The organism is Chitinophaga qingshengii, assembly GCF_014529935.1.
Classification (GTDB): Bacteria; Bacteroidota; Bacteroidia; order Chitinophagales; family Chitinophagaceae; genus Chitinophaga; species Chitinophaga qingshengii.
In genome coordinates, this window is sequence record NZ_JACVFC010000003.1 from 25,538 (window position 1) to 39,142 (window position 13,605).

The 13,605-nt window shown below is 45.9% G+C and carries 9 protein-coding genes; 7 read left to right on the plus strand and 2 right to left on the minus strand.

Annotated elements, in window-relative coordinates; all coding sequences use genetic code 11:
• Positions 1 to 16: 16 nt before the first annotated feature.
• Positions 17 to 2,389, minus strand: coding sequence for a TonB-dependent receptor (locus ICL07_RS20045; protein ID WP_188089830.1), 2,373 nt, complete (start codon positions 2,387 to 2,389; stop codon positions 17 to 19).
• A 424-nt stretch (positions 2,390 to 2,813) separates the two neighbouring features.
• Between ICL07_RS20045 and ICL07_RS20050 the strand changes: the two genes are divergently transcribed.
• The 6 genes from ICL07_RS20050 to ICL07_RS20075 all read left to right on the plus strand — a co-directional run bounded on the left by ICL07_RS20050 (position 2,814) and on the right by ICL07_RS20075 (position 11,027).
• Entirely contained in the window at positions 2,814 to 3,638 is an 825-nt protein-coding gene (locus ICL07_RS20050; protein ID WP_246485120.1) for a sensor histidine kinase, read from the plus strand.
• A complete protein-coding gene (locus tag ICL07_RS20055) occupies positions 3,635 to 4,357 on the plus strand; it encodes a LytR/AlgR family response regulator transcription factor (protein WP_188089832.1) in 723 nt (240 codons plus the stop codon). Before ICL07_RS20050 ends, ICL07_RS20055 begins: the two co-directional genes overlap by 4 nt.
• 151 nt (positions 4,358 to 4,508) lie before the next feature.
• The gene (locus ICL07_RS20060) at positions 4,509 to 7,100 is read left to right on the plus strand and encodes a cation-translocating P-type ATPase (RefSeq protein WP_188089833.1); all 2,592 of its coding nucleotides are present in this window, start codon (positions 4,509 to 4,511) and stop codon (positions 7,098 to 7,100) included.
• Positions 7,101 to 7,718: 618 nt separating this feature from the next.
• Positions 7,719 to 8,720, plus strand: a complete 1,002-nt coding sequence (locus tag ICL07_RS20065; RefSeq protein ID WP_188089834.1) for a 3-oxoacyl-ACP synthase III family protein — start codon at positions 7,719 to 7,721, stop codon at positions 8,718 to 8,720.
• Between the two features lie 52 nt (positions 8,721 to 8,772).
• Positions 8,773 to 10,203, plus strand: a complete 1,431-nt coding sequence (locus ICL07_RS20070) for an acyl-CoA dehydrogenase family protein (RefSeq protein WP_188089835.1) — start codon at positions 8,773 to 8,775, stop codon at positions 10,201 to 10,203.
• Positions 10,200 to 11,027: a hypothetical protein gene (locus ICL07_RS20075; RefSeq protein ID WP_188089836.1), complete on the plus strand. Its 828-nt coding sequence runs from the start codon at positions 10,200 to 10,202 to the stop codon at positions 11,025 to 11,027. The genes ICL07_RS20070 and ICL07_RS20075 overlap by 4 nt, the downstream gene beginning before the upstream one ends.
• A 36-nt stretch (positions 11,028 to 11,063) precedes the next feature.
• Here the strand turns inward: ICL07_RS20075 and ICL07_RS20080 are convergent, their stop codons facing one another.
• Positions 11,064 to 11,963, minus strand: a complete 900-nt coding sequence (locus ICL07_RS20080; protein WP_188089837.1) for an AraC family transcriptional regulator — start codon at positions 11,961 to 11,963, stop codon at positions 11,064 to 11,066.
• Positions 11,964 to 12,127: 164 nt separating this feature from the next.
• Here ICL07_RS20080 and ICL07_RS20085 point away from each other — a divergent pair, with 164 nt between their 5' ends.
• A complete protein-coding gene (locus ICL07_RS20085; protein ID WP_188089838.1) occupies positions 12,128 to 13,603 on the plus strand; it encodes a xylulokinase in 1,476 nt (491 codons plus the stop codon).
• Positions 13,604 to 13,605 lie beyond the last annotated feature (2 nt).

The following is a 13,605-nucleotide window of genomic DNA, read 5'->3' on the forward strand; positions in this document are numbered from 1 at the left end:
TTTTCTATTATTAGGATTAAAATTTGAAATTGTAAGTCACACCTGGTATGATGCCGAAAATCGATATCCGCTTTGCTTCGCTTAGCCCTGTTTCCCGGTTTTGTTCGAACATCAGCGCGGCGGCGTTGTTTCTGCCGTAAGCGTTGTAAATACTGAAAACCCATTCACTTTTCCATCTTTTTTTGCTGTCAGGTTTGGGAGTGTAGGTGGCTGATACATCCAGGTGATGATAAGCAGGAAGTGAATTGCCATTTCGCTCTCCGTAATTGGCAATGGTAATTCCCTGATATTGGTATTTGCCGGTGGGAAAGGTGGCCGCTTTCCCTGTCTGGTAGGTGAAGATGCCGCCCAGGCTCCACTTTTTTGCCAGCTGATAAGCGGCTGTCAGTGAAAGGTTATGCGTTTTGTCGTAGTTGGCGCGGTACCATTGGCCGTTGTTAATGCCAGGTTCCGCCGCGTTTCTCCCTGGTGTGCGCTGCTCCGCTTTAGAAAGGGTGTAGGAGAGCCAGCCAGTCAGCCTTCCGGTATTTTTCTTCAGCATTACTTCCAGTCCGTAAGCCCGCGCTTCTCCATTTAACATCACCTGTTCTATGGCTTTTTGAGCAATCAATTCGGCGCCGTCAATGTAATCAGCTTTGTTTTTAGTTTTCTTGTAAAACATCTCTGTTTCCACGGAATATTTTCCATTGCGGAAATTGCTGAAATAGCCTAACGCAACCTGGTCGAGAGTTTCCGGTTTCAGATATTGATCGCTCGGCGCCCAGATATCGAGCGGAGATACGGAAGCCGTGTTGGAAATTAAATGGATATATTGACTCATCCGGTTATAGCTCGCCTTAACGGATTGATCGTTATTCAAAGCATAAGAAACTGCTAAACGAGGTTCTATATTTCCAAAATCAATAATTTTTTGATTTTTATTGTAATACGTTATACCTGTGGGTGTTCCAGCCTCATAAATTTGTAGCTGAGGGTTGAAAAATACCGGTTGGTTGCCGGCATAATTATTTACATGTTGTTCTCCTGTTCGCAGGAAATAACTATATCGTAGTCCATAAGTCAACGAAATTTTTTCCGTGAGTTGCTGTTCGGCACTGATATATAGTGCATTTTCCCAGGCATATTTTTTTTCAATCTGGTCGGGATTGATAGCGGATGTAGCATCTATCGGTTTTATGGTACCGGGATTGAACTGGTAATAAATAGCATTGATGCCATAATTCAATGCCAGTTTGTCTGACAGGTGTTGTGTATAATAATACTTAAAGTTATAGTTGCGGATATCCGACACCCAATCAAGGCCAATATAATTTATCTTCAGGCCATAATCATACTTACTATAGATGATAGATACGTTGGAGAAAAACTTTTCCGAAAAAAGATGATTCCACCGTAGATTGATAAATGAGTTGCCATAATCGTTGCGGAAGAAATTACTGAAATCCATTTTATCCTTTCCGAAATATCCTGAGGCGAAGATCCTGTTATTGTCATTGATCCTATAATTCAATTTGGCATTTAAATCGTAGAAAGAAATCGTATTGGGATTGTCTGCCAGTTTCAGGAATAGATGAGCATAGGATGTACGGCCGGCAACCACAAAGGAACTTTTATCTTTTACAATGGGACCTTCTGCTAATAGTCTGCTGGAAACCGCCCCGATTCCACCTGTTAGATGATATTCCCTGTTATTCCCTTCTTTTTGATAAATATCCAGGACAGCGGAAGTACGTCCACCGAAATTAGCCGGTATTCCACCTTTATACAATTTCAAGTCTTTAATGATATCGGCATTAAAAACCGATAGAAAGCCGAACAGGTGTGAAGTATTGTACACCACTGCTTCATCTAACAATATCAGATTGCCGTCAACTGAACCGCCCCTGACGTTAAAGCCTGTAGAGCCTTCCTGGGCATTGGCTACTCCCGGAAGTTGCAGGATAGCTCTCAAAATATCCACCTCGCCCATTACTGCCGGCATTTTTTTGATGGTGGCGATAGACAGTTTATTTACACTCATTTCCGGCTTCCGGATATTACTGGCTGCACTATTGTATTTTACCACTACTTCATCCAGCGTTTTACTTTTTTCAGCCATCGAAAGATTTTTCCTGAGGTTTGCCGGGAGAACGATATGTTCCTCCAGGGTCTCAAATCCTACACAGCTGACAACGATAGTATATTCTCCCTTGGGCAGGGTAATACTATAAAAGCCGTATGTATTGGTAATGGCAGATATTTTTGCTTCCGGAATAAAAATGCTGGCGCCGATGATGGTTTCGGTACTTGTCTTCATGGTGATTGTTCCACTCAAGGTAACCCGTTCCTGCGAATAGACCCTGCACGAAATGATGATCAGCAGTAGTGAATAAATAGCTTTGTATATCATGCTGTAAAAATGGATTTCGATACAAAACTATCCCGTAGGATAACCGCCTTTTTGTAATTATATTAAATGCGGTGTCTTTTATAGCAAAGCATGCCGGGGTGCTACGAAATATATAGCTGATTTATACGTTTTGTAATACTTCCCGATTTCGTATAAAAAGCATGTACCTTCGTATAAAAGCAGATCGGACCAAGGTATTTCATGTATAAGTTTATGCTATACAATTTAATAAATGAATGATTTTACCCATCAACAGCTTATTAGCGAAAACGTGCTTTTCCGTTTCCTGATTTCACCCCGGCTCAGGATATTCCGGCATTTGCTGCTCATCTTTTTTATAGGTATTGTGTTGTACAACAGCGCTGGTGTAATTGCCAATCCGATAGTGATATTTGTATACTTTATTGTGTTGTTCTATGTAAATATGTATGTGCTGGTACCAAAGCTATTGTTCAACAATAGAAACATTGCTTACTGCCTGTCTGTGCTGGCTATTCTGGTTGTGATGGCTGTCGGCGGTTATTTTTTCAATCCTTTCAATAAAGCAAATGGCCTGAATATCCCGCTTTTTTCCTTCCTTACAGCACTGCTGTTGGCGGCTTCTTCGTCCATAAAACTGTTTCAGAAGGGGATGATGGATAAACAACTGATCTATGAGCTGGAGCAATCGAAAACGAATGCGGAATTGGAACAATTGAAAAACCAGATCAACCCGCATTTTTTGTTTAATATGCTGAACAATGCGAATGTGCTGACGAAGAAAGATCCCGAAAAAGCCTCGCAGGTGCTCATGAAGCTGAGCGATTTATTGCGCTACCAACTATATGACAGTGCAAGGGACAAAGTATTGTTAACTTCGGATATTCATTTCCTGGAAGATTTTTTAAATTTGGAAAAAGTAAGGCGTGATAGCTTTGATTTCCTGATCTCGAAAGAAGGCGACTTGAGTGGCGTGCAAATTCCTCCTTTGCTGTTCATTTCGTTCGTGGAAAATGCGGTAAAACACAATAACGATGCAACAAGACCATCTTATGTAGACCTGTATTTTGTTGTTAGCGACGATGAACTTTTCTTTAAATGTATTAACTCCAAGCCTATGCTTACATCCGCTGGTAATGCGGGCGGATTGGGGTTGGCAAATGTAAAGCGAAGACTGGAGCTTTTGTTCCCGGCAGCACATCGTTTAAATATCGAAGATGACCCGGAAAGGTATTGCGTAACTTTAACCATAAAGCGTATTGCATCATGAACTGTATTATCATAGATGATGAACCACTGGCAAGAGAAGCCATAGAGATGTTGATTGCCCAAACTGGTCATGTGGATTTAATCGGTTCATTCAATAGCCCCGAATCCGCGATGGATTTTATCGGAAGCAATAAGGTGGAATTAATCTTTCTTGATATACAAATGCCTGGGATTAACGGAATTGAATTTGCCCGAACCATTCCGAAAGAAACATTTGTGATTTTTACCACTGCCTATGCTGAATTTGCCAGCGATAGCTATGAGGTAGATGCAATCGACTACCTGATAAAACCCATAAAATTAGCGCGTTTCCAAAAGGCCGTTGAAAAAGCCCATACCTACTCCAAATTATTCCTGACAGATTACGCCGGTAACAATATCGAACAGGTGGCCGACGACTTTTTCTTTGTAAGAGCAGACCGTCGAATTTTTAAAGTCTATTTCAATAGCATACTTTTTATCCAGGGCCTGAAAGATTATGTCGTCATGCACAGCGAGGACCGCAAGGTGGTTACGGCAATGAATATCAAGACTATCTACGATCAATTGCCAAAAGATATGTTCGTGAGGGTGAGTAAATCCTACGTCATCAATGTTAAACATATCGGTTCTGTGGATAATAACACGGTGTACATCGGTGCAAACGAAATCCCTATTGGAGGTATTTACAGGGATTTCTTTTTCAATGAATTTATAACAAAGAAGATCGTGGGCAGGTAATACCTGTTACATGATTTTCGTCATTCTTTGTAAACTCTTTTGCTCTTAGCTTTATCTGCCACGCACACCTGCCGGAAAAGCATCCCGGTTTACAGTAGCCCTGGCCCAAAGAATCGAAGGTGTGGCAGCTGTTTTTATGAAATAAAGTTTGATGAACTGGCATACCTTAAGTGTAGACGCAACACTCGAATTGCTGGATACAAGGCGATGGGGGCTGAGTATGCCGGAGGCTGGGGCAAGGCTATTGAAGTACGGGGCCAATGAATTGCAGGAAACAAAAAAAAACAGCGTCACGGGTATGTTCCTGCGGCAATTCAAAGATGTAATGATTTTAATTCTGCTGGTGGCGGCTATAATATCCGGTATCATTGGTGACCTGACTGATACATTTGTTATCCTTATTGTGGCTTTTATAAATGCTGTTGTTGGTTTTATACAGGAATACCGTGCAGAAAGAGCTATGCAGTTTTTAAAACAAATAGCTGTTACGCAAGCCAGGGTTTTACGGGACGGAGTGGAAAGCTGGATGCCGGCTACAGCATTGGTACCCGGCGATATAATTATACTGGAATCGGGTAATGCTGTTCCGGCTGATGTACGGTTGATGGAGGCGATGACCTTGAAGGTGGAGGAGGCCGCGCTGACCGGTGAATCCCACGGAATTGATAAGGTAACGCATTCATTGGAACGTAATAATTTACCGGTAGGGGATAGGAGAAATATGGCTTTCAAGGGAACTTTCGTGACTTGCGGCCGCGGAGTTGCCATTGTAGTGGCCACCGGTATGCAAACAGAACTGGGGAAAATAGCTCAAATGCTCCAGGAGGAAGAGGCGCCTACGCCCCTGCAGCAGCGTATGGCGTCGTTCGGGAAGAAATTATCTGTATGGGTGTTATTCCTGTGTGTTTTACTTTTTCTGATGGGATGGTGGAGAGGTGAGGAGGTGATAAAAATGCTGATGATCAGTATTTCGCTGGCGGTGGCAGCCATCCCTGAGGCGCTCCCTGCTGTAATCACTATTTCGCTGGCATTGGCTGCCAGGAGAATGGTCCGGTTCAATATTCTTATCAGAAAATTACCGGCAGTAGAAACGCTGGGGTCTGTTACCTATATCTGTACAGACAAGACCGGCACCCTTACCCAAAATAAAATGCATGTGGAGCAGATTTTTATTAATGGAAAATGGTATAAAAGAAAAGATCTGCCTTCCTTTAAACCCGATGAATATGGAGGCCTGATGTTGCAGGCATTCTCTTCAAATAACAATGCAGTGATGGATACGGAGGGAAACATGAAGGGGGATAGTACGGAGATCGCTTTACTGGAAGCAGCCAATGAGCGAAAAGTAGCCACCGGGGATTGGCCCCGGATGGCCGAGCTTACCTTTGATGCCGACCGTAAATTAATGACGACATTTCATCAACATAAAAACGGCATCATCTCTTTCACTAAAGGGGCGCCGGACATATTACTGCTCCGGTGTGATGGTATGGAGGACTTTCAATCTATTAAAAAAGAAGTGGATGACATGGCGGCTAATGGCTTCCGGGTATTGGGATTTGCATGTCGTTACTGGGATGAATTGCCCGAAAGTCTCCAAAGCGACATCCATGAGGCTGGTTTGCAATTTTTAGGCTTTGCTGCCATTATGGACCCTCCCAGAGAAGGGGTATCGGAAGCGGTGTCTCAATGTAAAACCGCCGGCATTGTACCGGTAATGATAACAGGCGATCATCCGCTGACGGCAAAAAACATTGCCCTGCGCATCGGCATTTTAGGTAGTGAGCAGGATGCTGTCATTACAGGCGCTGCACTGGCGGCAATGGACAATGACGGCTTTCTTGCTGAAGTGGAGCGGATAAAAGTATATGCCAGAGTGTCGCCCGAACAAAAATTGCAGATTGTGAAAGCTTTACAGCAAAAGGGGCATTATGTGGCGATGACCGGTGATGGCGTTAACGACGCGCCTTCACTTAAAAGAGCAAATATCGGAATAGCGATGGGTATTACGGGAACAGATGTTTCCAGGGAAGCGGCCCAGATGATTTTACTGGATGATAATTTCGCTACCATAGTAAGGGCGGTAAGAGAGGGACGGCGGATTTATGACAACATACTGAAGTTTATTAAATACCTGATGACAACTAATTTGGGGGAGCTATTGGTTGTTTTACTGGGGCCTCCTTTAGGATTGCCAATTGCCTTGTTGCCCATTCATCTCTTATGGATCAACCTGGTATCGGATGGGATTCCCGCTATTTCATTATCATTCGAGAAAGCTGAAAAAAATATTATGACCCGACCTCCAAGGCCTCCGCAGCAGAGCGTCTTTGCTGGCCGCCGCGGGACACATATGATTTGGGTAGGAACTTTGATGGCAGGGACCACACTATTATTACAGGGATGGGCTATAAGAAATGGATTGCACTGGCAAACCATTGTTTTCAATGTTTTATGCCTGAGCCAGATGGGCCATGTACTGGCCGTTCGTTCAGAACAACAGTCCGTATTTCAATCAGGGCTGTTTTCCAATAAGCTGCTTGTTAGCTCGGTGCTAATAATTTTATTGCTCCAGATTACCATCACCTTTGTTCCCTTTTTTCATCGCGTTTTTCAAACAGAAGCGCTGACACCAGGAGAATTTTTACTCGTTGGTGCGGTGGCTTCATTAGTATTTTTTGCGGTTGAATTGGAGAAGGCCGTTTGGAGAAAAAGAAGAAGATCCCAACCTTCAATCGTTTAACATTGTCATGATCTAAAAAATAATCCACTGCGATAATATTGCGGTGAGATAGGATAACTTCGGGCGTAGCAATGAAAACCATCATCTACTAACTCAAAGTAACCATGAAAACCATATCATCCACCCACACATTACCGGGGAAACAATTTATTATTCAGCGTCATGTGTTTATACTGGTAACAGCATCATGATGATGTTACTGTAGTTACCACTGCATGACCACTTTCCTTTCAATTGCCGGTGTTTAAAGAAGTCTATGTGAATCGTTTGGGAAGATAGGCGCCCTAACCGGGCATCGTATTGCTCCCCGGGACCAAATGCAAACCTGTGCGGTGTTGTGCACGTTAACCATATCTTCCGGCGACTTGTATTGTTCCTGTTTGGTACTAAGGGACCATAGGGAAACCTCTTTCCACTATTTACTTCTTCTTCTGAGCGCTTTTTGCAAAAGAGGCGGAAGGGCAGCATGCATTACTAACTCAAAATAACCTGCAAGTTATACCGGGTTGCGAACTCCCGTGTTTGGCTAATTGCGGTTACCTCGCGGATATCTTCAGATATCTCCTGCATTCTTTTGCATTATTTCAATTTAATGATAATCACTAAACAAGATTAGCTATGGAGAAAATTACAGCTGCTATCACCGCCGTGGGCGGATGGGTTCCGGAATTTATTTTAACCAACGCTGAGCTGGTCGCCTCGCTGGACACTACGGAAGAGTGGATAGAGAGCCGGTTAGGGATTAAAGAACGACGGATATTAAAAGGCCCAATGGGAACATCCAGGATTTGTTTATCGGTCGCGGAGGATATTCTGCGCAAACGGGGAATGGGACCGGAGGAGCTGGATTTGATGATCCTCGCCACCTCTACACCTGACCGGTTGCTTCCCTGTACCTCAAATCTGGTCTGTCATAAGCTCGGTGCAACGAATGCCTGGTCTTTTGATGTAAACCTCGCCTGTTCCGGCTTTATGGCGGCATTGGATATGGGAGCGCGCTACATTGAAAGCGGTATGTACAAAAAGGTAATGGTGATTGGCGCCGACCATATGAGCGCATTTCTGGATTATAACGAAAGACTGACCAGCGCCGTCTTTGCCGATGGCGGGGGTGGGGTGCTGCTGGAACCGGACTATGAAGGATACGGGTTACTGGATTCTGTTTTCAGGACCGACGGCTCCGGGTATGAATATGTTTCCATCAGGGCCGGCGGCTCACAGATGCCTGCTACCATGGAGACTGTAAAAAACGTCATGCATGTCATGCATATGGAGCCCAAGGGTACATTCAAATTCGCGGTCTCTTCCCTGGAAGATGTTTTAAAGGAAGTCCTGGTTAGAAATGCGCTTTCACTGGACCAGGTTACCTGGCTGGTGCCGCATCAGGCCAATAAAAGGATACTGGAAACGGTGATGCAGGCGGTAGGACTGGCGGAAGAAAAAGTGATGATCAATATAGATCGCCTGGGAAATACCTGTGCCGGAACAATTCCCCTGTGCCTGTGGGATTATGAAAAACAGTTAAAGAAGGGTGATCATTTGCTGTTGGCTTCATTTGGCGCAGGTTTCACCTGGGGAGCGGGATATTTGAAATGGGCTTATGACGGTACGAATCAATAAAAAAAACAGTACACATCAATAAAAAGACAGATAAGTTATGCAAACGTTTTCAATGAAACAAACTCCTTTTCTGGAGCAGGTATGCGAACATTTTTCCGCTTTTGACTACCGTCATTACACCCAGGGGAACATCTCCAAAGCGTGGTGGGAGAAACTGGTAACCGCAGGGATTTACCAGCCTGTTATCCGTCGCAGTGACGATGGCCGGGAGAACTATGAGGAACTATCCCGGATGATAGCACAGGCTGCCTATCATAATTTAGGGCTCGCCATGTCTTTCATCGTGTCGACACTTCTTTTTGCAGACAATGTGATGGAGTACGGTACAGAAGCGCTGAAAAAAGAAGTGTTAGCAGATCTTTCCGATCATGCGGGCCTGGGCGGGATCGCCATCATAGAGCCGGAAGTAGGGTCCGGTCTTCGCCTGATGCAGACCGTCGCTGAAAAAGAAGGTGACGGTTTCCGGATAAAAGGTAAAAAGCATTGGCAGTGTTTCAGTACCAGCGCAGGTTGGTGGCTGGTTACGGCTAAAAACAAGGGGCAGGATGAAACAGCCGGCGCTTTCGGTTTTTATGTGCATAAAAGCGCAGCGGGTGGCTTCCGGACGGCTCAAACATACCAGCCTAAAGGGCTTCATGTGATAGATTTTGGTGTTAACGAGCTGGACGCTTACGTTCCGGACTATCGCCGGCTAAACCTTTGTGGTACCGGAATCCCTGAAATATACCAATTGATTATTCCCACCTGGAGACAGTTTGCCTCACTGGGTAATGGGTTTCTGTCCAGGATGTATGAAGAATCTGTGAAGTTCGCCAGCGAAAGACCCTGTCCTGCCGGTTATTTGAAGGACATTGCGTTTGTTCGCTACAGGCTCGGTAATATTGCCGCCTGCCGGACCATCTGCCAGGCATTGTTTCATTATGTAATTGATTTTTTCCGGAACAATGAAAAGGGAACACGGGAAATATTCCCTGCTCAATGTATCAAGGTAATGGCGTCGGATTGTATGCTCAGCGGAGCAATGCATTATCAGATTCTCTGCGGCGCCAATGGGTACCGGTACGACGCGTCCGATAATATTGCAGCTATGGCGGTGAACGATGCCCAGGCATTTGTGATGCTGTCTATCCCCAATGACGTGTTGTCGCTTTACCTGGCGAATGAGTTCCTGGAGAAGTTTGGAAGGGAAGGACATACTACTTTCCGGGACTTAATAACCCACTCACCGTTTACGCAGGCTGCGGCCGCCCACCTCGAACCGTATAAAAAGGAGCTGGCATACATGCCGGCAGGTAACCTGGAACTGGTGATGTCCGGTCAGATACTGACCAGGATCTTCGCCATCGCTGCACTGGACCAATATAGCTCCACCGCAGAGGCGGACCCTGAAAGCATTTCGGCCGCCATCCTTTATTGTGTAAATGAAATTGCCACCATCTTAGGTAATAAATCAATTGCTCAACAAATTTCAAATGTAATATGATGACCGAAGACATATTAACGTTGATGAAGCCACCTTTTTTTGAGCCTGAAGCCATGCCGTTTTCTGTTTCAGGAGATGTGCTGTCGGTACCGCTGGGCCCCGGCACGGATTATGAATTTACTGCTTTGGGAGAACTGATACGGCTTTCGGCCTGTTTCGGGCAATATAATCTGGCCCGTTTATATCCGAAGGCAAGAGGACAATACCTCCTGGGGGATAAAATCCGGACCATTCGTTACGGCGCTATGGAAGAAGCATCGCAGTTAACCATGAATGTCCGGTCTGATATATCATCTGACAGGGCCGGCGCCGCCGCCGCGGATATCGTCAATGAAAAAGGAGAGGTGTTATATGGTTTTAACCACACCTTTCATATACTGTCCATTCCTTTTTTTGAAACCCGGTTTTCATCTTTCAGGCATGCCGGCCCCATGGAGGCGATTCCAGAGGAAAACCTGCCGGCAGTTAGAATATTGAACGATCATAGTACCGGCAACTTTGATATGACCGTTGCACCCTTTTCGTACAGGCATTGCCTCGGTCATTTCCCGGACTTCCCTTTGGTGGCGGTGGCCTTTCTTTACAAATGTATATTGGAAGGGAATATTCAATGGTTGAGTAGCGGGCACATGAAGGTGTTGCGCGTTGAAAATGTAGACATAACGGTATCCAAAGCCATTCCGGTGGGTGTTTCGTGCGAAGTGAAAGTATCAGTGGTGCAGAGTGCTAAAAACACTTTCCAGTTTATCAACCGGATTTTTGTTGACGAGGGAAATGATATTCCTCATTGCCTGCTGACGATAGAAGCGTTGACAAGCAGGTAACGATCAGGCACCTGCACCCGGTGCAGGTGCCTTTTTTTAGGAAACCTTTTCGGATAACACCCTGTTATCACAGTCCATCGCAAATTGAACGGACGTATGTTTAACCATCCTCCTAAAGCTGGAAGGAGTGATGGATTTATATTTGAGGAATTGTTTGTTAAAATTTGCGAGTGTATGGAAGCCGCTTTCGAAACATATTTCAATGACGCTTTTGCTGGTATCTTTCAGCAGTTTGCAGGCATAGCCTATCCTGATTTCGTTCAGGTAATCGATATAGGTTTTTTTGGTGCTTCTCCGGAAGTACTTGCAGAAGGCGGCTACGCTCATATTTACGACCGCTGCTGCTTCGCGGAGGCTGATCTTATTTTGAAAATTACTGTTGGTATACCGGAGAATTAAATCTATTTCTTCCTGTATCACAGGACCACCCGTTTCCGGTTCCCGGGAGGAGAGTGATAGGTAATCCCCTGATTCAGCCATGATATGCAGGCATTGAAAAAGACTGATGTAGCGTGCAAAGCGCTGCTGGTTTTCCAGCTCCCGGATAATAGAGGCCATCTTTTCCCGATAGCTGTCAGGGATCTTTAATCCTTGTCTGGCGGCCAGCAGTAGATTTTTGACAGCTACTCCCTCCGGTAAATTAATCAGCGTGTTTCCCCAGAAATCATCCGGAAATTGAATCACTACCGCGCTGGTAATAACATCCCCGGCCTTCTGAAAGGTATGGGGCAGATTGGGGGCCAGGAAAAAAATATCCCCGGCGCTGAAGTCTCCGATATAATCGCCGACAAAGGCGGTCCCCAGGCCTTCCAGGATCAGAATAAGCTCATACTCGTTATGTTGATGCCACGGAACCTCAAAATTGGGCGTACGATACGTCCTGGCCACAAAGGATGTATTCTCAGATAAGGTAAGTTTCTCAATTAACGGCTTCATAACGTCACGGATTATACTGTAACTGCTAAGATATGAATTCCGGAGAAAGACCGGCGGTATATAATAGTTTATGTTTCTTAGACAATAGTAGTGGTGGCGGGATGTATGGTCCTGTAGATTTGCTGCAGCGCATTTGTGCCGTCAGTCAAATCAAATTATCGAATATGTATTTTATTGGTTATGATATTGGTTCCTCCTCTATAAAAGCTGCCTTACTGGATGCCGATAGTGGCAGGTGCATCGCATCTGCTACCAGTCCTTCCCGGGAGATGGCCATACAGGTGCCTCATAAAGGATGGGCGGAGCAGGACCCCGAAAGCTGGTGGCAGGAGGTGGTCAATGCTACTAACCTGCTCCGGCGACAGGTGCGGATAGATGCGGCTGTTATTGGCGGTATTGGTATTGCCTACCAGATGCATGGCCTGGTATGTGTAGATAAACAACAACAGGTATTGCGCCCGGCCATTATCTGGTGCGATAGCCGTGCGGTGCACATCGGTAACAGGGCTTTCAACGCCTTGGGAAAACAATACTGCCTGGACCACCTGCTGAATTCCCCGGGAAATTTTACCGCTTCCAAACTGCGCTGGATATACGAAAATGAACCACATGTCTATGAACGCATAGATAAGATAATGTTGCCGGGCGATTTTATTGCCCTGAAACTAACAGGGGAGGTATGCACCACCGTTTCCGGTCTGTCTGAAGGCGCCTTCTGGGATTTCAAAGCCAGTGCTGTCAGCAGCAAACTATTGGAATACTACAATATTGATAAAGCCCTGTTGCCTGCCGTGGTACCCGCGTTTGGCCAACAGGGAATACTGAGCGCTGCCGCTGCAGAAGCGCTGCAGCTGCCGGCCGGCATACCCGTTACCTATCGTGCAGGCGATCAGCCCAACAATGCCTTGTCACTCAATGTGCTGAACCCCGGTGAAGCCGCCACTACGGCGGGTACATCCGGGGTGGTTTATGCCGTGCACGATAAACATGCGTCTGACCAGCAGAGCCGTGTGAATACCTTCGTTCATGTCAGCAACGACGAACAGCATCTCCGGGACGGCGTATTGATGTGCCTCAACGGTACAGGGATCGCCAACAGCTGGTTGAAAAATATACTGGGTGATGTTGATTACGTTGCCATGAATACTGAAGCTGCTACCTGTTCTCCCGGCTCGGATGGACTCATGGTATTCCCCTTTGGTAACGGAGCGGAGCGGATATTGGGCAACAGGCAGGCCGGTGCGTCCGTCAGATACCTGGATTTTAACCGGCATAGCCGCCCGCAACTGCTGCGGGCAGTACAGGAGGGAATTGTTTTCGGGCTCAATTATGGGTTAGATATTATGTCTGGCATGGGGCTGAAGATTCACCGGGTGAGGGCAGGCCACGCCAATATGTTTCTCAGCCCGCTTTTCCGTGAGATCTTCGCCAATACTGCCAACACTGTTATAGAGCTGTATAATACGGACGGGGCGCAGGGGGCGGCACGCGGAGCTGCCATCGGCGCCGGATACGTGAATATGGGGGAGGCCTTCCGGGGAATGGAACGCCTGATGGTCATAGAACCCCAGGCAGACCTGCAGGCGCAGTACCGCGATGTCTACGGGAAATGGCTCACCGAGCTACGATCAAAACTTTAATA